At 64.9% G+C, this 24,281-nt stretch carries 20 protein-coding genes; 15 read left to right on the plus strand and 5 right to left on the minus strand.

The window, feature by feature from the left end:
* Positions 1-238 precede the first annotated feature (238 nt).
* The 5 genes from HBF24_RS09525 to HBF24_RS09545 are packed head-to-tail and all read left to right on the plus strand — an operon-like array spanning position 239 to position 5,593.
* Positions 239-868 carry a MotA/TolQ/ExbB proton channel family protein gene (locus HBF24_RS09525; protein ID WP_206064267.1) on the plus strand — a complete coding sequence of 210 codons (630 nt, stop codon included), beginning with the start codon at positions 239-241 and terminating at the stop codon, positions 866-868.
* Positions 869-879: 11 nt separating this feature from the next.
* Complete coding sequence (locus tag HBF24_RS09530; RefSeq protein ID WP_167172329.1) at positions 880-1,335, plus strand: biopolymer transporter ExbD; 456 nt, start codon at positions 880-882, stop codon at positions 1,333-1,335.
* 2 nt (positions 1,336-1,337) lie between these two features.
* The gene (msbA, locus tag HBF24_RS09535; protein ID WP_167172331.1) at positions 1,338-3,128 is read left to right on the plus strand and encodes a lipid A export permease/ATP-binding protein MsbA; all 1,791 of its coding nucleotides are present in this window, start codon (positions 1,338-1,340) and stop codon (positions 3,126-3,128) included.
* A 29-nt stretch (positions 3,129-3,157) separates the two neighbouring features.
* Entirely contained in the window at positions 3,158-4,138 is a 981-nt protein-coding gene (gene lpxK / locus HBF24_RS09540; protein ID WP_167172762.1) for a tetraacyldisaccharide 4'-kinase, read from the plus strand.
* A gap of 42 nt (positions 4,139-4,180) precedes the next feature.
* Positions 4,181-5,593, plus strand: coding sequence for a deoxyribodipyrimidine photo-lyase (locus HBF24_RS09545; RefSeq protein WP_167172333.1), 1,413 nt, complete (start codon positions 4,181-4,183; stop codon positions 5,591-5,593).
* Positions 5,594-5,619: 26 nt separating this feature from the next.
* Here the strand turns inward: HBF24_RS09545 and HBF24_RS09550 are convergent, their stop codons facing one another.
* From HBF24_RS09550 to HBF24_RS09560, 3 genes are all read right to left on the minus strand, one after another.
* Positions 5,620-6,855, minus strand: coding sequence for a cation:proton antiporter (locus HBF24_RS09550; protein WP_167172335.1), 1,236 nt, complete (start codon positions 6,853-6,855; stop codon positions 5,620-5,622).
* Positions 6,856-6,967: 112 nt separating this feature from the next.
* The gene (nhaD, locus tag HBF24_RS09555) at positions 6,968-8,371 is read right to left on the minus strand and encodes a sodium:proton antiporter NhaD (RefSeq protein WP_167172336.1); all 1,404 of its coding nucleotides are present in this window, start codon (positions 8,369-8,371) and stop codon (positions 6,968-6,970) included.
* Positions 8,372-8,476: 105 nt separating this feature from the next.
* Positions 8,477-9,901 carry a DHA2 family efflux MFS transporter permease subunit gene (locus tag HBF24_RS09560; protein ID WP_167172338.1) on the minus strand — a complete coding sequence of 475 codons (1,425 nt, stop codon included), beginning with the start codon at positions 9,899-9,901 and terminating at the stop codon, positions 8,477-8,479.
* A 140-nt stretch (positions 9,902-10,041) separates the two neighbouring features.
* On the opposite strand from HBF24_RS09560, the gene ligA reads away from it, so the two are divergent.
* The 6 genes from ligA to HBF24_RS09590 all read left to right on the plus strand — a co-directional run bounded on the left by ligA (position 10,042) and on the right by HBF24_RS09590 (position 17,895).
* Positions 10,042-12,426, plus strand: a complete 2,385-nt coding sequence (ligA, locus tag HBF24_RS09565) for an NAD-dependent DNA ligase LigA (protein ID WP_167172340.1) — start codon at positions 10,042-10,044, stop codon at positions 12,424-12,426.
* Positions 12,423-13,382 (plus strand): EF-P lysine aminoacylase EpmA, encoded by a 960-nt coding sequence (gene epmA / locus HBF24_RS09570; protein WP_167172342.1) that lies wholly within the window; start codon positions 12,423-12,425, stop codon positions 13,380-13,382. The genes ligA and epmA overlap by 4 nt, the downstream gene beginning before the upstream one ends.
* 603 nt (positions 13,383-13,985) lie before the next feature.
* Positions 13,986-14,531: a MarR family transcriptional regulator gene (locus tag HBF24_RS09575; RefSeq protein ID WP_167172344.1), complete on the plus strand. Its 546-nt coding sequence runs from the start codon at positions 13,986-13,988 to the stop codon at positions 14,529-14,531.
* Positions 14,528-16,630 carry an FUSC family protein gene (locus HBF24_RS09580; RefSeq protein ID WP_167172346.1) on the plus strand — a complete coding sequence of 701 codons (2,103 nt, stop codon included), beginning with the start codon at positions 14,528-14,530 and terminating at the stop codon, positions 16,628-16,630. Before HBF24_RS09575 ends, HBF24_RS09580 begins: the two co-directional genes overlap by 4 nt.
* Entirely contained in the window at positions 16,620-16,820 is a 201-nt protein-coding gene (locus HBF24_RS09585; protein WP_167172348.1) for a DUF1656 domain-containing protein, read from the plus strand. The genes HBF24_RS09580 and HBF24_RS09585 overlap by 11 nt, the downstream gene beginning before the upstream one ends.
* 10 nt (positions 16,821-16,830) lie before the next feature.
* Entirely contained in the window at positions 16,831-17,895 is a 1,065-nt protein-coding gene (locus HBF24_RS09590; RefSeq protein WP_167172350.1) for an HlyD family secretion protein, read from the plus strand.
* Here HBF24_RS09590 and HBF24_RS09595 read toward each other — a convergent pair.
* Together HBF24_RS09595 and sbcB are read right to left on the minus strand one after the other, a co-directional pair.
* Entirely contained in the window at positions 17,862-18,548 is a 687-nt protein-coding gene (locus HBF24_RS09595; protein ID WP_167172352.1) for a DUF2461 domain-containing protein, read from the minus strand. The genes HBF24_RS09590 and HBF24_RS09595 overlap by 34 nt on opposite strands.
* Positions 18,549-18,650: 102 nt before the next feature.
* The gene (gene sbcB / locus HBF24_RS09600) at positions 18,651-20,114 is read right to left on the minus strand and encodes an exodeoxyribonuclease I (RefSeq protein ID WP_167172354.1); all 1,464 of its coding nucleotides are present in this window, start codon (positions 20,112-20,114) and stop codon (positions 18,651-18,653) included.
* Positions 20,115-20,182: 68 nt separating this feature from the next.
* Between sbcB and orn the strand changes: the two genes are divergently transcribed.
* From orn to HBF24_RS09620, 4 genes are all read left to right on the plus strand, one after another.
* Positions 20,183-20,788 carry an oligoribonuclease gene (gene orn, locus HBF24_RS09605; protein WP_167172356.1) on the plus strand — a complete coding sequence of 202 codons (606 nt, stop codon included), beginning with the start codon at positions 20,183-20,185 and terminating at the stop codon, positions 20,786-20,788.
* 11 nt (positions 20,789-20,799) lie between these two features.
* On the plus strand, positions 20,800-21,693 hold the full coding sequence (folP, locus tag HBF24_RS09610; protein ID WP_167172358.1) for a dihydropteroate synthase: 894 nt from the start codon (positions 20,800-20,802) through the stop codon (positions 21,691-21,693).
* A gap of 107 nt (positions 21,694-21,800) precedes the next feature.
* Positions 21,801-23,153 carry a phosphoglucosamine mutase gene (gene glmM, locus HBF24_RS09615; RefSeq protein WP_167172360.1) on the plus strand — a complete coding sequence of 451 codons (1,353 nt, stop codon included), beginning with the start codon at positions 21,801-21,803 and terminating at the stop codon, positions 23,151-23,153.
* A gap of 120 nt (positions 23,154-23,273) precedes the next feature.
* The gene (locus HBF24_RS09620) at positions 23,274-24,212 is read left to right on the plus strand and encodes an isopenicillin N synthase family oxygenase (RefSeq protein WP_167172362.1); all 939 of its coding nucleotides are present in this window, start codon (positions 23,274-23,276) and stop codon (positions 24,210-24,212) included.
* The last annotated feature ends 69 nt before the right edge of the window (positions 24,213-24,281 follow it).

Genomic DNA, 24,281 nt, shown 5'->3' on the forward strand with positions numbered 1-24,281 from the left:
GCTCCTTAGACCCGCCCGGAAACGTCTAAGGTATCGATGCACGAGAGTCGGCTCCACGGAAACCTACGAAGAACCTTTTTTTTAGGGGTTGCCCCTCGCGTGTCGGGTGTCATTGGCTGTGATAGCGTGACCCATTGCGCAGGCAGCGCATCCAGCGCTGGTATCATGCGCGGCGTGAATTGAGCAGCCGGGAGGCGGGACTAAGGTGCTGGATATTCTTTTGGCAGGTGGCTGGGCCATGCTGCCCATTCTGCTGTGTTCCGCGGTGGCCCTGGCCATCGTGCTGGAGCGTTTCTGGAGCTTGCGAAAACGCGCCGTCATGCCGCCGGGCTTGACCGATGAAGTGCGTCAATGGGCTCGCTCACAACACCTGGAGCCGCTGCATCTGCAATCGCTGGCCGACGCCTCGCCACTGGGCGAATTGCTGGCCGCGGCACTGTCGGTGCGCCATCGTTCCCGAGAGGTCATCAAGGAGCGTATCGAGGATGCCGGTCGGCATGTAGTGCATCGGATGGAGCGGTTTCTCAATACGTTGGGCACCATCGCGCTGATTGGCCCGCTGCTTGGCCTGCTTGGTACCGTGATTGGCCTGATTCGTATGTTCCTGGCGGTGATGCTTAGTGGCGTGGGTGATCCGATGAAAATGGCCGGTGGCATCGGTGAAGCCCTGATCTGCACCGCCAGCGGCCTGATCGTGGCCATCCCCGCCTACGTGTTCCATCGTTACTTCCGCTCGCGCGTGGATGGCTACGTGGTGGAAATGGAAAAGGAAGCCATTGTGATCCTGGACGAGTTGTCTGCACAGGGTGAGCCGGCCCCGACGCGAACGCGGCGCCCACGTGCCGCGGCAGCCCCCAGTCACGCCTGAGAAGGATCGGCATGCGCATTGGTAACAGCCGCCGCCGCGACGATTTCGAGATCAACGTGATTTCGCTGATCGACGTGCTGCTGACCCTGTTGATGTTCTTCGTGCTGACCACCACCTTTGTGCGTCATGCGCGCATGCAGGTGAATCTGCCCAAGGCCAGCGCCCACCCCAGTGCCGCGACCAGCCGGGCGCTGGTGATCGTGGTCGATCGCAATGGGCACTATTTCATCGGTCCCAACGAGGTGCTGGGCCAGGGCGAGGATGCCTTGGAGCGAGCCATCACCTCGCAGGTAGGCAACGATCGCTCGCGGCCGGTGACCCTGCGCGCCGACGCCATGGCCCACCACCAGGCCGTGGTCACCGCCATGGATGCACTCGGTCGCCTGGGCTTCACCCACCTATCCATCGCCACCACTCCGCAGATGGACGCAGGTGACACGGCGTCCGGCAACGCTTCGGAGCAGTAACGTTGAGCAAACGCACACCCCTGGACTGGAAGGCGACGTTCCGGGTCTACCGGCGCCTGCTGAGTTACCTCAAGCCCTATCGTTGGGTGGGCATGCTGACGCTGCTTGCCATGGCGATGGACGCCGCCGGTCTGACCGCCTTCACCAAGTTGATCAAGCCGATGATCGACGATTTATTCGTCAATCGCGATCCACAGACCATTTTCTGGCTGCCAATTGCAATCATCGCGCTGGCCGTGGTGCGCGGTACCTCATCCTATTTCTCCGACTACGGCGTCGGTTACCTGGGGCGCAACATCGTCTGCGATTTGCGCAAGGACGTGTTTGAAAGCTATTTGCGCCTGCCGGTGCGCTATTTCGGCGCCGAAGGCTCCGGACAGCAGATTTCGCGCATCACCTACACCTCGGATCAGGTGGCCAAGGCCTCAACCTCTTCGGTGAAAGTGCTGGTTTCCGATTCGCTGCTGGTGATCGGGCTGATCTACGTGATGCTCAGTACCAGCCCTTATCTGACGCTGGCGCTGCTTCTGATGGTGCCGACCATGGTCGCCATCGTCACCTGGATCAGTCGCCGCTACAGGCGCATTTCCAGGGCTATCCAGGGTTCCATGGGCTCGGTGGCCGGCACCGTGCAGGAAGCCGTTCACGGTCACCGCGAGGTACGCATCTACGGGGGCCAGGCGTCCGAACAGCAACGTTTCGACGAAGTCGCCGACCGCACCGCGCGCCAGACCTTGAAGATCGCCAAGACGGCTGCGCTGTCCAGTGCCGGTGTGCAGACCACGGCGGCCATTGCCTTGGCCGCCATTGTGTACCTGGCCACGCGCCCCGGGGTCATAGACAGCATCTCGGCCGGCACCTTCACACAGATGCTGTTGGCGATGACCGGACTACTTACACCGCTAAAGCGTCTGACCAATGTACAGGCCGACATTCAACGCGGGGTGGCGGCTGCCGAGGACCTCTTCGCGACCATCGACGAACCTGCGGAAACCGACAGTGGCACCAGGGACATGACCCGGGCCGAAGGCGACATCCGCTTCGAGCATGTTGGCATGCGCTATCCAGGGGCGCAGGGGGCCGTGCTGGCTGACATCCAGCTTCACTGCAAGCCGGGGACCGTAACGGCGCTGGTCGGGCGTTCGGGCGCCGGCAAGAGCAGCCTGGTCAGCCTGTTGCCGCGATTCTACGAGCTGCAGGACGGGCGCATCGTTGTCGACGGGCGGGAGCACACCGAGTACACGCTGGCCGCACTGCGCCGCCAGATCGGCTGGGTCGGCCAGCATGTGGTGCTGTTCGACGATACCGTGGCGGCCAACATCGCCTATGGTGAAATGGCCGGCGCCAGCGAGGCCGAGATCATCGCCGCGGCCGAGGCGGCGCATGCGATGGAATTCATCCGCGAGCTGCCCGAGGGATTGACGACGCGGGTCGGCGAGAGCGGGAGTTCGCTTTCCGGCGGCCAGCGACAGCGCATCGCCATCGCTCGTGCCATCTTGAAAAATGCCCCCATCCTGATTCTGGACGAGGCTACCTCGGCATTGGATACCGAGTCCGAGCGCCTGATTCAGGAGGCACTGAAATCGTTGATGCGCGATCGCACCACCTTGGTCATTGCTCATCGACTGTCGACCATCGAGCATGCTGACCAGATTGCGGTGATGGATCACGGCCGTATCGTGGAACTGGGCTCGCATGAACAGCTGCTGGCCCGTGACGGCCATTACGCCGCACTGCATCGCATGCAGTTCCATGATCATCCGCTGGATGGCGCATCGGTCGAATCGGCATGAGCGGGCCCCCATCGCGCGAGCCTGGTGGGATGGAGGGCGCACTGCTGCGACGTTGGTACAGCAAGCGTCCGGCGCCCTGGCTGCTGCGGCCGTTGGCAGGGCTTTATCGTGGCCTTAGTGCCGTTCGTCTGGCCTTGTACCGTTGCCATTGGCTGACCAGCCAACGCCTGCCGGTACCGGTATTGGTGGTCGGCAATATCAGTCTTGGCGGTACTGGCAAGACCCCCCTGGTGATTGCGCTCGTGCAGTGGTTGCGAGAACAGGGCTGGCAACCGGGCGTGGTTTCGCGCGGCTACGGCGGCAAGCACCAGGTGCCAGAGCTGCTGGATGCATCGCCGGATCCGGTCCGTGTCGGTGACGAGCCGTGCCTGATTCGTGAGCGAACCGGTGCCAGGGTCGCGGTGGGGCGTGATCGCGCAACCGCCGCACAGCTGGTCATCGAGGCCGGTGCCGATATCGTGCTCACCGACGATGGCCTGCAGCATTACCGGCTGCAACGTGATCTGGAAATCTGTGTGATCGATGGCTCACGACGTTTCGGCAATGGCTGGGTACTGCCGGCCGGCCCCTTGCGCGAGCCCGTGTCGCGCCTGCGCTCGGTGGATTTTCGTGTCTGCAACGGAGGCATGAACCAGTCCGGCGAAGTATTGATGCGGTTGCTTGGCGACGTGGCGCAACCATTGCGTGAGGGCGCACCGCGCGGCGTGCGCGAGTTCGCCGGCCGGCGCATACATGCGGTGGCCGGGATTGGCCATCCCCAACGCTTCTTTGACACGCTGCGCGTGCAGGGCATTGATGTCATCGAGCACGCTTTTCCCGATCACCATGCGTACACTGTTCACGATCTAGCCTTCGGCGATGACCTTCCGGTACTGATGACCGAGAAGGATGCAATCAAGTGCCAGGCGTTTGCCCAGGACCACTGGTGGAGCGTGCCGGTTCGCGCCGTGCTTCCGGAGGATTTCTACCGGTTGCTCGGAGAGCGGCTGAAGGCCCTGGCACACCCATGAACGGTGGCGCCGAGGCGTCGCCCGGACGTTTTCGGAGCCTTGATGAGCCTTGCCATCGTCTGGTTGCGTCAGGATCTTCGCCTGGCCGATCACCCCGCCTTGAGTGCCGCCGCGCGTCATCACGAGCATGTACTTGCGGTATACATCCACGCACCTGAAGAGGAGGGCGACTGGGCGCCGGGTGCTGCCACGCGCTGGTGGCTTCATCATTCACTTGAGCACCTGAACGCGCAACTGCACCAGCGTCACGGAGCGCTGCATCTTCGGCGTGGCCCAAGCCTGCAGGCGCTCCGTGGACTGATAGAGCAAACGGGCGCCGACGCGGTCTACTGGAACCGCCGTTACGAGCCGGCCGCCATTGAACGCGATGCGACGATCAAACGGGCATTGCGCGATGACGGGCTGCACGTGGCCAGCTTCGATGCAGCGCTATGGCGCACACCGTGGCAGGTGAAAACGCAGCAGGGCGAGCCCTATCGTGTGTTCACGCCATTTTGGCGCAATCTGCGCAGCCAACTGGGCGAGGAGGCTCCATTGCCCGTCCCGCAGCCACTGCACCTGGCCAGCGCCGACGCAGGCGTGTCACTGCACGAACTGGATTTGTTGCCGTCCATCGACTGGACCGGCGGCCTGGCCGAGGCCTGGCAGCCGGGAGAAACCGGCGCGCACGAGATGCTGGATATTTTTGCCGACGATGCGCTGAACGCTTACGCCAGCCAGCGTGATGTGCCGGCCCGTCATGGCACATCGCGGCTGTCGCCGCATCTGCACTTTGGCGAGATCACGCCGCGACAGATTCTGGCCAGGCTGCGCAAGGTGGCCAACGACGGACGCCGCAAGCCGGCGCCGGACATCGAGCCCTACCTGCGCGAACTGGGCTGGCGCGAATTTGCCCATCACCTGCTGTTTCACTACCCACAGACCACGCACGCGCCCATGAACGCGCGCTTCGCCGAGTTTCCCTGGAGCGACGATGCCGATGCGCGCCAGCGCTGGCAACGCGGGCGCACCGGCATTCCCATTGTCGATGCCGGCATGCGCGAGCTTTGGCATACCGGCTGGATGCACAACCGGGTGCGCATGATTGTGGCCAGCCTGCTGACCAAGAATCTGCGCCAGCACTGGCGCCAGGGGGCGGAGTGGTTCTGGGACACGTTGGTCGATGCCGATCTGGCCAACAACACTCTGGGCTGGCAGTGGGTCGCCGGCTGCGGCGCCGATGCCGCGCCTTACTTTCGCATCTTCAATCCAGTGACCCAGGCCAGGAAGTTCGATCCAGACGGCGCCTACATCCGCCGCTGGGTGAAAGAGCTGTCCGGCGTCTCGGCGCCGGCGATCTTCGCGCCGTGGGAGCAGCAGGGGCTCAACCAGCGCTGTGGTTATCCGCTGCCGATCGTCGACCTGAAAACCTCGCGTCAGAAAGCGCTGGATGCGTACGGCACGGTAAAAGGCTGAGCGTAAGGCGATAAACCGGCCGTCGCTCAGTGCCCGGGTTCGTGCCCTGACTCGGATTCGGCAGACACATCCGAGGCAACGGCGCCCGGATCATCCGGCGCGCGGCGCAGCAGCAGCGCCAGCACCGGCGGCGTGATCATCGCCGTCAGCAGCGACATCGCCACGATGATGGCGTACATGCGCTCGCTGAACACGCCGGCGGTCAGACCCAGGCTGGCGATCACCACACCGACCTCGCCACGCGGCACCATGCCGAAACCGACGATGGTGGCGCCACGCCGTCCCAGCATCAGCGCACCCAGGAAGCCGCCGGCCAGTTTCGAGACGATGGCGATCACCGTGACCACCAGCAGCATCAGCAGAGCCTCGTTGGAGGCCAATGCATCCAGACTGATCTTGGCACCGGTGATGACGAAGAAGAACGGCGTCAGCAGAGCCAGAATCGGCATGGTCTGATGCTCCAGCGATTCGCGCTGGCGCGTTTCGGAGGCAATCATGCCGGCCAGGAAGGCGCCAATGATCGCGGCCAGCCCGAATTTGGTGGAAAGGAAGGCCAGGCCCAGGCACAGCGCCAGCACCAGCGCCAGCGGCGAGTGCGGGCTCATCGGCTTGTCCAGCCAGCTGGAACGGCGGCGCGCCACTTGCGTGCCGGCCCAGCCGAAGATCGCCAGAAAGCCGATGGCGCCGACCAGGGTCAGCAGCAGCGACTTGATATTGATCTCGCCACCACCCTGCAAGGAAGACACCACGCCCAGCAGCAGCATGGCCAGAATGTCGTCGATCACTGCCGCGCCGAGAATCACCCGGCTTTCGGTGCGCTTGAGCACGCCCAACTCTTGCAACACGCGTGCGGTGATGCCGGCCGAGGTGGCCACGAAGGCCGCGGCCACGAATAGCGACTTGATCCAGTCGTAGCCGGAGCCGTGGGCCCATAGCGCGCCCAGACCAAAGGGGAGGATTACGCCCAGCACGCCGACCAAGAATGCACTGGTGCCCACCTTCTTCAGGTCGGCCAGGCGCGTTTCCAGGCCCACCGAAAACAGCAGCAACACCACACCGATTTCCGCCAGCGCATCCAGTGGCGTGCCTGGCAGCATCTGGTCAGGCTGAATCCAGCCCAGCACGGAGGGGCCGATCACGCAACCGGCGGCAATCTCACCGACCACCCCCGGCAGCTTCATGCGTTGCGCGATCTCCGCGCCCACTTGCGCGGCGATGAAGATGATGAACAGGGTCAGCAGGATATCGCTGGCATGATGCATGGAGTTGGCCTGGTCCTTGAGCGTCGCCTTCGCATGCTACATGAGCGACTCCGGGTTGGCCGCCCGCAACGGTATGAGGACGCTCACACCGTTGCGGGATGGCGCCGCTTGATCAGTGCGTCAGACCGATCGCGGCCAGGCCCAGATGGGTGGCGATGGAAGCGGCAAAACCCAGCGCCACGGCCCAGGCCCATTTCAGGTGTTTGCCGAAGGTGTAATGGCCCTTGGACACGCCCATCAGCGCGACACCGGCGGCCGACCCTACCGACAGCAGGCTACCGCCGACGCCGGCGGTCAGCGTGATCAGCAACCACTGGCTAAGATCCATGCCCGGGTCCATCTTGATCACCGCGAACATGATCGGGATGTTGTCGACCACCGCCGAGAGCACGCCCATCGCGGTGTTGGCAAAGGTGAAGCCCAGGTTGCCGTAAAGTTGGTGCGAGGCCATCTCCAGGTAGCCCATCGCAGCCAGGCCGCCGACGCAGGCGAACACGCCGTAGAAGAACAGCAGGGTGTCCCACTCGGCATCGGCAATGATGTTGAAGATCGAGTAGCCGTGCTCCTCTTCGTCCTTGCCTTCGGCCAGCGCGTACTTGCGTTGACGCCGGTCGATGCGCGAAGCCAGCAGGTTCAGTAGCGCCAGGCCTGTCAGCATGCCGTAGGCGGTCGGCATGCCCAGGATCTGCTTGCCGACCACGGTGATGGCCACGGTGGTGGCAAACGACAGGCAGATACCAACGCCGCCGTGCTTGATGGTCACTTCCTCGGTCACCGCCTCGGGCTTGCCCGAGGGCAGGGCAAAGTTCATCAGCACCGCCGGGGTCAGCCAGTTCACCAGCGATGGAATCAGGATCGAGAAGAAGTCGATGAACTCGGCCTTGTGCGCCTGCCACACCATCAGCGTGGTGATGTCACCGAAGGCACTCCAGGCACCGCCGGCGTTGGCGGCCACCACCAGGTTGATCATCGCCAGCGTGATGAAACGCGCGTTGCCGGCACCGACGGCCAGAATCACCGCCGACATCACCAGTGCGGTGGTCAGGTTGTCCAGCATCGGCGAAAGGAAGAACGCCAACGTGCCGGTAATCCAGAACAGTTGCCGATAGCTGAAATGGCGCCGCGTCAGCTTGGCGCGCAGCGCCTCGAACACATTGCGCTCGCCCAGCGCGGTGACGTAGGTCATCGCCACCACCAGGAAGAAGAAGATGTCCGCATATTCCAGGAACATCGACTCGAACGCCTTGCGTACCGGTGATTCCTCACCGTTGCCCGGCGCCCCCACGTGCCATGCCAGCAAACCCCATATCAGGCCCGCGCCCAGCATCACCGGCTTGGACTTGGCAATGCGGATCTTGTCTTCGGCGATCACGCAGGCATAAGCGGCCACGAACAGTGCCACTGCCACCCAACCGATGGGCGAGCCGGTCAGGTGGAAATTTTGCGAGCTTTCCTGCGATGCGGCAGCCGCCGGTGAGCTGGCCAGCAGCGCCAGCCATCCGATCATCGAGCGCATGGGCTCTCCTTGCGAAGTGTTGGAGTTACCGGAAGGGAAACACCGCCAAGCTTAGCAGGGCCGGATGTGACCGCTGCGTACCCAAGACCGCCGGCACGTGCGACCTCAAGCTGTTTCGCGGCCGGGCCGATCGCGCCGCAGGCGCGTAAACACCGCGGCCGCCAGCACCGCCATGCCAGCCAGCCACCACACGGTCAGATGAAAGGCGTGCACATAGGCCGCCGCATGCGTGTGCAGGTCGCCCACCAGCGCCTCCATCAGCAACGAGGCCAGCGCGATACCAAAGCTGATGCCCAGAAACTGCATGCTCGAGGTCAGCGACGAGGCATGCGCGGCCTGATCGGGCCCGATGTCCTGGAAGGCCAGCGTGTTCATGGCGGTGTATTGCAGCGACATGGCCAGCCCGTAGACGAATACCAGCAGCGCCACCGCCCACGACGGTGTATCGGCGCCGAGCAGCCCGAACGCGCTCAGCAGCACGGCGATGATCAGCGTGTTGGCCACCAGCGCGCGGCGATAGCCGAATTGGACCAGAATCCGCGTGATACCCAGCTTCATCAGCATCATGCCCATCGCCTGCGGCACCAGGATCAGGCCAGCAGCCAGCGGCGACCAGTCACAGCCCAGCTGCAGAAACAGCACCAGCACGAACGGCATGCCAGCCGCTGCCAGGCGCGTGCAGATGTTGCCCAGTACCGAAATGCTGAAACTGCGCGAGGCGAACAGCCTGAGATCGGCCACCGGGTGTTCGGTGCGCCGGGTGTGCCATACCAGCAGCACGGCAAACAGGGCACCCGCGGCAAGACACGCCAGCACTGCCAGCTTGGCCCGACCGTCCGCGGCGCGGTCGGCACCGGCCATCAGCAGGCCCGAGGCCAGCGCGAAATAGGTAAAGCCGGCCAGGTCGAAGCGCCGCCGCTCGCCACGAATCTCGGGCATGAAACGCTGCGTCAGCCACAAGCCCAGCGCACCGACCGGCAGGTTGATCAGGAAGATCAATCGCCAGTCGCCATATTCGGCCAGCGCGCCGCCCAGCAACGGCCCCAACACCGGACCCAGCATCGCCGGCAGCGTGACCATGCTCATCGCCTGCACCAGCGCGCGCTTGCTGAAAGTACGCGCCAACACATAACGGCCCACCGGCATCATCAGCGCGCCACCCATGCCTTGCAGCACCCGCGACACCACCAGCTGGTCCAGGCTCTGCGCCAGGCCGCAGGCCAGTGAACCCAGGGAGAACACGGCAAAGGCGACGCCGATCAGGCGCCGCGTGCCCAGCCGGTCGACCAGCCAGGGCGAGGCCGGTACGCACACGGCGATGGTCAGCACATAGGCGGTCAGCGCCGATTTCAGCGACAGTGGCGTTACCGCCAGCGCGTCGGCAATGGTCGGCACCGCGGCGTTGACGATGGTCGAGTCCAGCGTCTGCATGAACAGCGCCGCCGACACCAGCCACAGCAGGCCGCGATGGGCGGCCAGGGCATCAGGGTCGTCGGTGGGGGTGAGGGCAGGCGAGGCGCGGGACGTCATGACTGCGCCTATTTTAACGTCATTTTTACAGCGGCGAAGCGCGACCTTCGACTTACGCTTCAGCCGGCGGACAGAAGTCGGCGCTCGGAACCGCCGCGGTTTACACTTGCCCGTTACGCCGCATCAGGATCATCGCCTCCATGACCGATTCCCCCGCCGACCGCATCGCCGACCTGCGCCGCCGCCTGGAAGAGGCCAACCACCGCTATTACGTGCTGGACGATCCGTCGATTCCGGACGCCGAGTACGACCGCCTGATGCGCGAACTGCAGGCGCTGGAAACGGCGCATCCGGAACTTGCCAGTGACGATTCCCCTACGCGCACGGTCGGCGCTCGTGCCAGCGGCGGCTTTGCCGAGGTCACCCACACTATTCCGATGCTGTCGCTGGACAACGCTTTCGAGGACGCCGAAGCCGGCGATTCCGATCGTGAGCGTTTCCACGAGGTGGCCGATTTCGAGCGCCGCATTGAGGAGAAACTGGGCCGCAAACAGCCCGTGTTTTCGGTCGAACCCAAACTCGATGGCCTGGCGATCAGCCTGCGCTACGAAGATGGCCATTTCGTGCGCGGCGCCACGCGTGGCGATGGCACCACCGGCGAGGACGTGACCGCCAACCTGCGCACGGTGGCGGCCATTCCGCTGAAGCTTCGCGGCAGCGACTGGCCCAAGGTGCTGGAGGTGCGCGGCGAGGTGGTGATGCTGCGCCGCGATTTCGACACGTTCAACGCCTGGGCGCTGGAACACGGCGAAAAGCCACTGGCCAACCCGCGCAATGGCGCGGCCGGTTCGCTTCGCCAGCTGGATCCGGCGGTAACCAAGCGCCGCAAGCTCAGCTTCTTTGCCTACTCGATTGGCGATGTGCAGGACGGCGAACTGCCCGACACGCATTCGGCGACGCTGGCCAAGTTGCGCGAGTGGGGTTTCCCGGTCTCGCATGAAGTGGGCACGGCCAAGGGGCTGGATGGCCTGCTGGATTATTTTCGCCGCATCGGCGCCAAGCGCGATGGCCTGCCGTATGACATCGACGGTGTGGTCTACAAGCTGGACGACTACGAAGGCCAGCGCGAGATGGGCTTCGTTTCCCGCGCGCCACGCTGGGCCATCGCACACAAGTTTCCGGCGCAGGAGCAGATGACTACGCTGCTGGATATCGAGATCCAGATCGGCCGCACCGGTGCCGCCACGCCACGGGCGCGGTTGGAGCCGGTGCAGGTGGCCGGCGTCACCGTGACCTACGCCACCCTGCACAATGCCGACCAGGTCGCGCGTCTGGATGCACGCATTGGCGACACCGTGATCGTACGCCGCGCCGGCGATGTGATTCCCGAAGTGGTGCGCGTGGTCGAAGAGCAACGCCCCGAAGGCGCGAGCCCCTGGCACATGCCCAAAAGCTGCCCGGTATGCGGCTCGGAGCTGGTGCGCGAGGAGGGCGAGGCCGCCTACCGCTGCTCCGGCGGCCTGATCTGCGCCGCGCAACGCAAGGAAGCCTTGATCCATTTCGCCTCGCGCCGCGCCATGGATATCGATGGCCTGGGCGAGCGCTATGTCGATGCGCTGGTCGAACTGGACATGGTCAAGACGCCGGCCGACCTCTACACCTTGAGCGTGGACGACTTCATCGACATGAAGCGCCGTGCCGACGAGCGCGACGGCACCACGCCGGAGACGGTCAAGCAGGGCAAGGTGGCCAGCAAATGGGCGCAAAATCTGGTCGAGGCCATCGACGCCAGCCGCAGTACCACGCTGGCGCGGTTCCTGTTTGGCTTAGGGATCATGCACATCGGCGAAAGCACCGCCAAGGCGTTGGCGCAGTGGCTGGGCTCGCTGGCCCAGGTGCGCCGTACACCGGCCCCGGTGCTTCAGCTGTTGCCGGACATCGGACCGGAAGTGGCCGCATCCATCGCCACCTTCTTCGAACAGGAAGGCAATCTCGCCGTGGTCGATGCGCTATTGGAACGCGGCGTCACCCTGACCGATGAGGCGTCGCCGTCGGCGCGACTGCGCGAGCGCCTGGATTTTGCTGCATTGCTGCGACTGTTCCCGATCAGCGGTGTCGGCGAGAAGGGTGCGGCGAGCATCGCCGGCTACTTCCCGACGTTTGAGAAGCTGGTGCAGGCCGGGGCTTCACATTGGTCGGCGGCTGGCATCAGCAAGACGGCCTGCGCCGGGCTGGAAGCGTTTCTTGCCGACAAGACCCAGCGTCAGGCGTTGCAGGCCTCAGAAGCGGCCATGCGCCGGCTGCTGGAGGCCGCACCGCAGCCCAGCCAGACCTCGGCGCTGCCCCTGGAGGGCAAAACCCTGGTGTTGACCGGCTCGCTCAGCACGCTGACCCGCGACGAGGCCAAGGCGCGCCTGGAAGCGCTAGGCGCCAAGGTGGCGGGCAGCGTGTCCAAGAACACCGACATGCTGGTCGCCGGCGAAGCGGCCGGCTCCAAATTGGCCAAGGCGCAATCGCTGGGCATCACCATCTGGGACGAGGCCCAACTCAACGCTTTCCTGGCCGAGCACGGTGAGGGCCAATGAGCGTCGCCACGCGCTTTGAGGCGCTACGCCTTCGCGCCAGGCTGTACACGTTGCTGCGGGCCTTTTTTGCCGAGCGCGGCGTGCTGGAAGTGGAAACGCCCATGCTTTCGGTGGCGGGCAATACCGATCCCAATATCGCCAGTTTCCAGACCCGGTTCAGCGGTCACACCGACGCCGGTGCACGCATTCGCTACCTGCGTACTTCGCCGGAATTTCCGCTCAAGCGCCTGCTCGCGGCAGGCCTCGGCGACTGCTACGAACTGGGCCGTGTATTCCGCGATGGCGAGGCCGGTGGCCGGCACAATCCGGAATTCACCATGCTTGAGTGGTATCGGCTGGGGCTGGACCATTACGCGCTCGCGGAAGAAGTGGTTGCGCTGGTGCAGGCCGCGCTGGCACTGGTCGACCGCCAGGCGCAGGTGCATGTCACCACCTATGCCAAGCTGTTTTCCCAGCACCTTGGCATCGACGCCCATGGCGCCAGTGAGACCACGCTGCGCGAGCCATTGGCCGATTTCGGCATCGACCCCGAAGGCATGAGCCGCGACGACTGGCTGGACCTGCTGCTGACCCATCATCTGCAACCGGCCTTCGGCGCCGACACCATCACCGTGATCCACGATTACCCGGCCAGCCAGTGCGCGTTGGCGCGGGTGCGCGAGGGCGCGCCGCCGGTGGCCGAACGCTTTGAGCTTTACCTGGGCGCGTTCGAGCTGGCCAATGGCTATCACGAGCTCAACGACGCGTCCGAGCAGCGGCGCCGTTTCCAGGCCGACAACGCGCGTCGCCGTCAGCGCGGCGACGCCGAACTGCCGCTGGACGAAGCCCTGCTGGCGACGCTGGATGCCATGCCCGATTGCGCCGGCGTCGCGTTGGGCGTGGAACGCCTGCTGATGGGGCTGCTCGGCACCGATGCCATTGCCGATGTGCTCGCGTTTCCGTTCGGGCAGGCCTGAGCCACCGCTGGCGATACCCACGCCGCATCAGCGCGTCGTGACCTCAATGCCGATGCAAAGCGCGTATCGCGTACACCCCGACATCACACCCACTGAAGAATCGTCGCGCCCCTGGTCAGCGGGCGCTGCGGAGTGCTTGACGTTGCCCTGCATCATTAAGGCCGGCAAGGACCATCATCGTCGCGGACCTGGGCTTGCCCTCCGGTAGTCGGTCCACGCTCCAGTGCATCAGGTGAATGCTGATCCGCTGCCGATAGAGGCGGCGCGGCAGGCCATCATGCCAACGTGGCCGGCATGCGTCTTCTTCATCCGTATGGCCGCCGTTCGCATCGCGCCAAGTGTGCCAGTTACCCGGTGAGGTGCCAGGGAAGGGCCCTGACCCGCTCTATACCCGGGCACGGCATGAGCCGCCGCCATTGCCACGGCAGGGCCGGGCCACCCCCATCGGCCGCCACGCCCGGTGTCTGCTTTCGCTATGGCGCTGCCTGCAAGGTGATCATCGCACTCTCCTGATGAATCGGCGCGGCCGCGACATGTCCTTGAAGGGCTCCGCTGGGCATTATTTAGTTCACAAATGAATATTTTATTGATAAAGTAAAATCCATGAACAAGGATCCGCTGCAAAGCTGCACCTTCGCCGCCACCGAGCGCCGTATCGACACCACCTGTCGGCGCTTCCCTGAGTTTCCCCGCAATCCGGCGGTGCTGGTGCGACTGATCAAGCGCATTCACCAACAGGTCCACGACGCAGCCAATGCCGTGCTGCGCCGATATGGCCTGAATCACACCGACTACAACATCCTGATGATGATCTACGGCAGCGACGGGGCGGGCGTCAGTCCGGGTGAACTGGCGCTGGCGGCAGGCGAGAAAGGTGCCAATCTGACGCGTATCTGCAATGCGCTGCACGACGGAGGGCTGATCGCACGCGCGCCCAGTGCCGAGGATCGGCGCAAGCTGGCGCTGACGCTCACCGCACAGGGCATTGCCCTGGTCGAACGCTTGCTACCGGACATGTGCCGGTTGCTGGATGCGCAGACGCAAGGCCTGGATGCGACGCAAATGGCGCAGGCCGAAGCCCTGCTCAAACATCTGCTTGGCAATGCCGAACAGATCGCCACCGGGCCCATGGCGGGTGATGCCCCGTGAGGCGCACACCGGTCATGCAGCAACTGCACGAGGGCCTGGCTGGCGCGGGCCGCGACTGGCTGTTCGTGGCGCGGGCTGCGGCTGCCATGCTGGTCGCGGCATGGCTGGCGCTGCGTTTCAACCTGGAAAATCCGGCCTCGACCATGATCACCGTGGGCATCGTCATGCACCCGCATTCGGGCATGGTGCTGGCCAAGAGCTTTTATCGTGCCATCGGCACCTTGTGTGGCTCATTTGCCGGGCTGCTGCTGGTGGCACTGTTCGCCCAGCAGCACCTTTGGCTGCTGGGCAGCATGGCGCTGTGGCTGGGGGCGTGCGCCGGTGGTGCTGCGCTGTACCGCAATTTCAAATCCTATGGCTTCGTGCTGGCCGGCTACACCGCCGGTATCGTCGCCATACCTGTGCTCTCCACCCCGACTGCGGCTTTCGATTCGGCAGTGATGCGCGTCAGTGAAGTACTGCTGGCGCTTATCGTCGCCGCCGTATTCAGCGACGTGCTGCTGCCGCAGCGTCTGCGTGACGTTCTGCGCCAGACCGTGCGCGCCCAGCTTGCCGGGTTGCTCGGCTTTGCCGCCGATTCGCTGTCGGGACGCTTGCCGCGCGGCAATCTGGAAGCGGCGCACCTGCGCGCCGTGCGCGAAGTGCTGGAGATCGAGAACTTGCGCAGTTCGGTGGTCTTCGAGAGCGAATACGGCGTCGATCGCAGCCCGCACCTGAAACGGCTCAATCAGGCCTACATGGCGGCATCGGGCACATTCCTGTCGCTGCACCATCTGATGAACCGGCTGCAATCGCCGCGTGGTGAAAAAGCTCGCACCTCGATCAAGCAACTGTTCGAGCCTCTGGCAGCGCAGTTGCACGCCAGCCTGCGGCATGATCACGCCATCGCGCGGGCCAGGCACCTGCAGCGCGTCTTGCCGGAGCTGAGACCGATGCTGCAACAGCGCATCGACGGCTTGCAGAGCGCGCTCGACGCACGCGACACGCGGCTCGATTTCGCTACCGGTGCGGAGCTGGTGCTCCGCTTTGCCGACGAATTGTGCACCTATGCGGCCGCCTACGTGGTGCTGGTCGACGCACAGCCGCTACCGGCCGATGAGGATGTACCGAGCTTCTCGCGTGAAAGCGACCATCTGGACGCGCTCTGGGTCATGGTGCGCACTACCTGTGTGATGCTTGGCTTGGGGGCATTCTGGATCGCCAGTGCCTGGTCCTTCGGCTCCGGCGCCATGCTGATCGGCGCCATCTTCAGCGCACTGCTGGCCAGTGCGCCGCGGCCGCTGCTGGGGCTGCGACAGATGACCCTGGGCTACACCGGTGGCATCGTCGCGGCCTTTATCTGCAGATTCGTGGTGCTGGTGCACATGGACGGCTTCATGTTGCTGGCAACCGGCATGCTGCCTTTTCTGTTGCTGGGTTTTTATCTGTACACACGACCTGGCCTGACCGGCGCCGGCACCGGCTTCGTGATCGCTTTCTGCTACATGCTGGGAGTACGCGAAAGTCCCGGCTTCGATGTCGCGCATTTCCTCAACGATGCGATCAGCCAGTGGATCGGCATCGCCGGTACTGCCACCGGATTCCTGGTTCTGGCGCACGCCTCGGACAGCCGCTGGTTGCGACAGCGTCTGCTGCGTCGTCTGCGCAGCCAGGTGGTGCGCGCCTGCTGCGCGCGTACGCCACATCTGCGCCATGACGTCGAAAGCGCCAGCCGCGATCTGTTCAACCAGGTGCTGGCCCTCAGCAAGCCCCGCAGCGAGGAAGCCCGGCACCTGATCGCCTGGGCCATGTCGGTGGCCGAGACGGCTCGCGCGGTCATGGTCCTGCGCGAGCAGCGAATGCGGGGCGGGGAAGCTGCGCGCGCCTGCCTGGGGGCCATGCTGGCCGCGCTGGCCGAACTCTATGAGCAGCCCGGCCCGTCCAGCTACTGGAAGGCCCGCCGGCAGGTAACGCATCTGATCGATGCCCAGAACACACCAACGGCGTGGATGCCCTCGTTGCACCTGCTGCGCCTGGCGTTGCTGGAGGCCGATTCGGTGCTGGGCCGTGCGGTACAGGCTGCAAGCATGACTCCCGGAGGCTTGTCCCATGCCGCGTGAACTGGCCTTTTTCGATGCCCTGGTGCCCAGTCTGCTATGGGTTTTCGTGGCCAGCCTGGGTCTGGGCTGGCTGCTGCACCGCCTGCTGTTATGGCTCGGCGTCTATCGCCACGTATGGCATCCGGCGTTGTTCCGCCTGGCGCTGGTCTGCTGCATTTTCAGCGGGCTGGGCCTGCTGGCGATGCACTGAGGTGACCTTGATGAAGATAGCTTCGCTTACCCGACTTGTCCTGACGCTCCTGGTGCTGACTGTGGCTGTGCTGGCCCTGTGGGTGCTGTGGCGCCACTACATGTATACCCCCTGGACCCGCGACGCCCGCGTGCAGGCTGACGTCGTGCAGGTGGCACCGGACGTCTCGGGCCTTGTCGATCGTGTCGAGGTGAAGGACAACGCCTATGTGCACCGCGGCCAGGCGCTATGGCAGATCGACACCGCGCGGTTTGCCAATGCGGTGGCGCAGGCAAAGGCCTCGCTGGCCGCGGCCAAGGCCGATGCCGAGGCCGCCGGCGCCAGCCGTGCAGCGGCGGAGGCGTCCGCGGCCCAGGCCCGTGCCGAGTTCTCCATGCGCCAGACCCAGGCCGAGCGCCGTCAGCACATGGGCGACGTGATATCGGCCGAAGCGCGCAGCGATGCCGAGGCGACCGCCCGCGCGGCCCGTGCCGGCCTGGCGGCGGCCAGCGCCAGCCATCGTGCCGCCGGCGCCGCCCAGGCCAAGGCGCTGGCAGCGGTACAGCAGGCTCAGGTGACGCTGTCGCTGGCCGAACTCAACCTCGAACGCAGCACGGTGCACTCGCCCGTCGACGGCTACGTCACTCATTTGGACGTCTATGCCGGTGATTACGCCACCGCGGGGACGCCACGCATGGCGGTGATCGATGCGCATTCGTATCGCATCAACGGCTATTTCGAGGAGATCAAGATGCCGCAGGTGCACGTCGGCGACAGAGCGCGCATCCGCCTGATGAGCGGCGTCGAACTGCACGGTCGCGTCGAGAGCATCGCGCACGGCATGAGTGATCGCGACAACACCACCGGCAGCAACCTGCTGGCCGACGTCAGTCCGACCTTCAATTGGGTGCGCCTGGCACAGCGCGTGCCGGTGCGCATCGCCATTGATCCCGACAGCATGCCGCGCAGGCAGGTGCTGGTCGCCGGCATGACTGCCACGGTCGTGCTCGATCCGTCCACCCATGGTGCCATGCAGGTGGCGAGCGACACCGCGACCATGGTTCAGAACTCCAGGTCCAGCGCCGCACACAGATAATCGACCAGCGGCGCGATGCGCTGGAAGGTGTCGATCAGCACCGGGCGCAGTTCGGCCGAGCAGACCACGGCGTCGGTGATGTCCTGGCCGGCGGCGAAGTTCTTCAGTTTCAAGTCCTCGATCAGCGGATGATCAGGCTCGAACCCACGTGGCGGGCGTTTCAGGCGTTCGCCCCAGAAGCCGAAATGGCGCTGGAAGGCCTCCGAATGCGCGGCGCGTTGCCAGGCCGCGGGGTTGTTGGCGATGAATTCGCGGATGCGCTTCAGGTTCGCGCTTTCCGGATGCCACAGGCCGCCGCCGGCAAAGCTCGACTCGGGTTCGATGTGCAGATAGAACGAGGGCGCCTGCACCTCGCGGCGCCGTTCGTGGAACAGCCGCGCGCCGCCCCACGGTTTGTACGGCGCCTTGTTGTGCGCAAAACGCGTATCGCGCTGCACGCGGAACATCGATCCGCCCATCTTGCGCGGATCGGCGCGGTAATGCGCGCTGATGGATGCCACCGCCGGTTGCAGATCGGTGATCAGCGCCAGCATCGGTTCGCGCACGTGACGCTCGTAATCGTCCTTGTGCGCCTGGAACCATTCGCGCGTGTTGTTGGCGCGAAGGTCACCAAGAAAGCGAAACGTGGCGGCGGAGAAGTAAGCGCGTTCCATGGGAAAACTCGTCTCGGGGCGCGCCGCGGGCAGGGCTTACGGCGCGATGGATAAGGGGCGGCAAAGTGTACGCGCCGCCTGTGCAGCGCGCGTCGATGCGCGCTAGGTCGGCAACGCCAACTGGTGGCGCGTCGCCAGCTCGCGCGCCCAGGCTTCCACCTGATCGAGCACGGTCTGGCTGGGGCCATCATCAGCTGACGCGCTGCGGCACTCGGCCAGCGCGACGAAGAAGTCCTCAAGGCTGAGGTGGGTCAACGCGCTGCGCTCACCCAGGCGCTTGCGGCAGAAAGCTTGCCAGCGCTCGGCTTCTTCGGCGCTTAGGGTGTCCGGCCAGTTGCGGGCCCGATAGCGAAACAGCAGTTCTACATAACGTGGATCGCGGAACGCCATTGCGGCTTCGCCCAGTTGTGCGCCCGGCGTGCCGCGCACCTCGGCCAGAAGCCGCTTGTCGCCGTCCGGCAGGAAGCCGTCGTACAGGGCCAGCTCGCAGTCAGTGGCGGGCTCGTTATTACCGCCGCTTAGCGCAAATACCTCACGTAGTTTGTCAGCCAGTGCCGGCGCTTCACGCAGTTGCTCAAGATGGTGCTCACAGCGTGCCGGGTCCAGGCCGATGCGCGAAAGATCCACGCCCTTGAGCACCGACAGTGGTGCCAGCGCGGGGGAGCGATTGACGCGCACCGTGCGCAACTTGATGCGCTCGATGCCCTCGGGCAGGTCGGCCTGCGCGGTGAACACGCGATCGGCGATGTCCTGCGCCTCCAGGGCCAGCAGCTCGGCCGGATCGGCGTCCAGGTCGTAGACGATCACCTCGTTTGGCCGCGACGGATGCTGGGTGATCGGCGCGATCATCGACAGGCAACCGCGACTGGCGGGGTAGCGCGAGGACACGTGCAACACCGGCGTCATGTGCGCAGTATCCAGCAGGCTGTGCACACGCTGTTTCTTGCGCAAGGCGAAGAACCAGTCCCACAGCTTGGGCTGACGCACGCGGATCAGGCGCGCCAAGCCGATCAGTGCTTCGACGTCTGATACCGCGTCGTGCGCACGGCGCTGCTCGATATGGTTGGCGGCCGCCAGATGCTCCAGGCGAAAGCTCGGCGCGCCATCGTCGCGCATCGGCCACTCGATACCCTCCGGGCGCAATGCGTAACACATGCGCACCAGGTCGATCAGGTCCCAGCGCGAATTGCCGTTGCGCCACTCGCGCTCGTAGGGGTCATAGAAGTTTCGGTACAGCAACTGACGGGTAAATTCGTCGTCGAAACGCAATGAGTTGTAACCCACGCCACAGGTGCCGGGCAGGGCCAGCTGTTCGTGCACGACCGCGGCAAATTCCGCTTCGGCGACGCCGTCGCGCTGTGCCTGCTGCGGCGTGATGCCGGTGATCAGGCACGATTGCGGGTGCGGAAGGGCGTCCTCCGGCGGACGGCAGAACACGCTCACCGGTTCGCCGATGATCTCAAGATCGAACGTGGTGCGGATGCCGGCAAACTGCGATGGACGATCGCGCCGGGGGTCGGTGCCAAAGGTCTCGTAGTCGTGCCAGAAGAAAGTCGGTTGGGCCATGGCCGCCATGATCGCATGCCGACGCCCCGGTTTGGCCTGATACACTGGATAGCCACAAGGAGACATACATGGCGCAGGCGCACGACGACAATCTGATCTGGATCGACCTGGAAATGACCGGTCTGGATACCGACCGCGACTCCATCCTGGAGATCGCCACCATCGTCACCGATCGCGAGTTGAACATCCTGGCCGAAGGGCCCGTGTTCGCCATCTCGCATCCGGAAAAACGCCTGATCGACATGGATGACTGGAACCGCAACCAGCACACCAAGTCCGGACTCTGGCAGCAGGTGCTGGCCTCCAAGGCCGATCACCAGATTGCCGAGGCCGATACGCTGGCCTTCCTGGAGCAGTGGGTGCCAGCCGGTCGCTCGCCGATGTGCGGCAACTCGATCTGCCAGGATCGGCGCTTCCTGCATCGCCAGATGCCGCAGCTGGAACGTTTTTTCCATTACCGCAATCTGGATGTGTCCACGCTCAAGGAACTGGCGCGGCGCTGGGTGCCCTCGATCGCCCGCGGCATGACCGGCAAGGCCAGCGCGCACACGGCGCTGAGTGACATCCGCGATTCCATCGACGAGCTGCGCTACTACCGCACCTTCATGGGTGAATTCGGTGGCCGCGGCGCACGCGAGGCCATGGAGGCCGCCGACAGCGCCGATTCGGCCTGAGCACGACGGCCATGTTCGCGCGCACCCTGGACTGCAACGGGCGTCCGCTGACGCTGGACCGCACGCGCGTCGTCGGCGTGCTCAACATCACGCCGGACTCGTTTTCCGATGGCGGGCGCTTTGTCGATCACGACGCCGCGCTTGAGCATGCATTGGCGATGGTCGAGGCCGGTGCCGACATGATCGATGTCGGCGGCGAGTCCACGCGGCCGGGGGCGGCCGAGGTCGGACCCGACGAAGAACTGCAGCGTGTGGTACCGCTGATCGAGCGCCTGGCGGCGGCCAGCGACGTTGCGATCGGCATCGATACCTCCAAGCCCGATGTGATGCGTGCGGCGGTAGGGGCGGGCGCCGGCCTGATCAACGATGTTTATGCGTTGCGCCGCGAAGGCGCCCTTGAGACCGCGGCCGCGCTCGGTGTGCCGGTTTGCGTGATGCATATGCAGGGCCAGCCGCGCGACATGCAAGCGGCGCCCGCCTATGACGACGTGGTCGGCGAGGTACATCGCTTTCTGGCCGAGCGTGTGTTTGCCTGCCAGATGGCCGGCATCGACGTGAACCAGGTGCTGGTCGATCCGGGATTCGGCTTTGGCAAGACGCTCGAGCACAACCTGGAACTGCTGCGTCAGCTCGAACGCTTCGACAACCTGGGCGGCGGCCTTTATGTGGGTCTGTCTCGCAAGTCGATGATCGGCGCCCTGACCGGTCGTGAGACGCCAGGTGAGCGTGGCGCCGGCTCGGTCGCGGCCGCCTTGATCGCCGCGCAGCGTGGCGCCCATCTGGTGCGTGTGCACGATGTCGCGCCGACCCGGGATGCCCTGGCCGTGTGGCAGGCAGTCCACCAAGGCGACCGGCCCGCAGTCTCGCCGACACCGGCGCCGCCGCGGTGGCCCGACGACGACTGATACGGCCGCCTGGCGGACGAAAGCTGCTGCGCCGCAAAATGGTCCCACCGCCGATCTCGGCTAGGCTTACGACCCTGAACGATTCTCCTTTCCCTTGAAGATCGCCCATGAGCTCACGCAAGTATTTTGGTACCGATGGCATCCGTGGCCAGGTTGGCAAGTGGCCTATTACCGCTGAATTCATGCTCAAGCTCGGCCGCGCCGCGGGCATCGCGCTTGCCGGCAAGAATGGTCGCGCCACCGTGGTGATCGGCAAGGACACGCGCGTGTCCGGGTACATGTTCGAATCGGCCCTGGAAGCGGGGCTGGTGGCCGCCGGAGCCGATGTGCGTCTGTTGGGTCCCATGCCGACCCCCGCGGTGGCCTTCCTCACCCGCAGCCTGCGTGCCGATGCCGGCATTGTCATCAGCGCCTCGCACAACCCGCACTACGACAACGGCATCAAGTTTTTCTCGCGCGATGGCGAGAAGCTGGCCGATGAGGTGGAGGCGGCCATCGAGCGCGAAGTCGATGCGGCGTTCGAGACGGTGGATTCCGAATACCTGGGCAAGGCCAGTCGCATCAACGATGCCGCGGCACGCTACGTTGAATTCTGCAAGGCAACGCTGGATGAGGACTTCAGCCTGAAAGGCATGAAGATCGTGCTCGACTGCGCGCATGGCGCCACCTATCAGGTCGCGCCCAAGGTATTCGCCGAGCTCGGCGCACAGGTGAACACCATCGGTGCGTCGCCGGACGGCTTCAACATCAATCGCGAGGTTGGTTCGACTCATCCCAGAGCGCTGCAGGACGCGGTGGTCGAGCAGGGTGCCGACATCGGCATTGCCTTTGACGGCGACGGCGATCGCGTGCAGATGGTCGACCGCCATGGCGTGCTCGCCGATGGCGACGACCTGTTGTATGTGCTGGCCCGTGACTGGAAACGCCGTGGTGTGCTGCAGGGGCCGGTGGTCGGCACGTTGATGAGCAACTACGGTCTGGAAAAGGCGCTGGCGGTGCTGGATATCCCGCTGCTGCGCGCCAAAGTGGGCGATCGTTATGTGCTGCAGCAGCTTAAGGCCCACCGTGGTGTGCTGGGCGGGGAAACCTCCGGCCACTTGCTGTGCCTGGATCGGGCCACCACCGGAGATGGCCTGGTTGCCGCACTGGCCGTGCTCGAGGCGCTGGCCGGTGCCGGCCAGGATCTGGCCGAAGCGCGCCGCGATCTGACCAAGATGCCGCAGGTGATGCTCAACGTGCGCGTGGAGGGCAAGGCCGGTCCGCTGCTGGACACCGACGCCGTGCGCCAGGCCGAAGCGCAGGTACGTGAAACCCTGGCCGGGCGCGGCCGTGTGGTCTTGCGCGCCTCGGGTACCGAGCCGGTGGTGCGCGTTACCGTCGAAGCCGCCCATGCCGACGAGGTGCAACGGTTGGCACAGGAACTGGCAGACGTCGTAAAATCGACCGCCTCACGCTCGTGAACCTCCAGGGGGCTGGCATGGCCCCCACTTCAGGTCGCCAAGGATTGGCCCGACGTGCCCCCGCCCCTGCGGTGGCGGAAACCAAACACCGCACGCCAACCTGTTGTGGAGACAAAACCCATGAAGAACGTCCCGACGCTGGACATCCGTCGTTTCGATTCCGATCGCACCGCCTTTGTGGCCGAACTGGGCGCGGCCTACCGTGAATTCGGTTTCTGCTGCATCAGCGGTCATGGCATCGATCCAGCGCTGATTGATGGCGCCTACAAGGCCTTCGAGCACCTGTTCTCGCTGCCGGCCGAGACCAAGATGAAGTACCACGTGCCCGGCAGTGGCGGCGCGCGCGGCTACACGCCGTTCAAGGTGGAAACGGCCAAGGACAGCGAGCATCCGGACCTGAAAGAGTTCTGGCACATCGGCCGCGAGATCGACCGCGACTCCAAGTTCGCCGACGTGATGCCGGCCAACATCTGGCCCGAGGAAGTGCCCGAGCTGCACCAGTACGGTTACGGCCTGTACGAAGCGCTGGATCAGCTGGGCTCACGCGTGCTGCGCGCGCTGGCACTGCACATCGAGCTGCCGGAAACCTTCTTCGAGGACAAGATCGACCAGGGCAATTCCATCCTGCGCCCGATCCACTATCCGCCGATCGAACAGGGCACTGTGCCCAACGTGCGTGCCGGGGCGCATGAGGACATCAACTTCATCACGCTGCTGGTGGGTGCCAGTGCGGCGGGCCTGGAAGTGCTGACGCGCGAAGGCCACTGGCTGCCGATCACCACCACCGGCGATGCCATCGTGGTGAACATTGGCGACATGCTGCAGCGCCTGTCCAACCACGTGTACCCGTCGACCACGCATCGGGTGACCAACCCGCAGGGCGAGGATGCCCGCAAGCCGCGCTATTCGGTGCCGTTCTTCCTGCACCCGAATCCGGATGTACTGCTGGACCCGGTGTCCACCTGCATCAGCGAAGAAAATCCCAATCGCTATCCGGAGTCGCTGAGCTCGCACGAGTACCTGATGCAGCGTCTGCGCGAAATTCGCCTGATCGCCTGATCGTTCCCGAAAAAAAAGCCCTGCGCCGGCCGTCGCCGCGCGCAGGGCAGGGGGAGAGCCACGTTGGCT

This window comes from Oleiagrimonas sp. C23AA (assembly GCF_011759385.1).
In the GTDB taxonomy this organism is placed as follows: Bacteria; Pseudomonadota; Gammaproteobacteria; order Xanthomonadales; family Rhodanobacteraceae; genus Oleiagrimonas.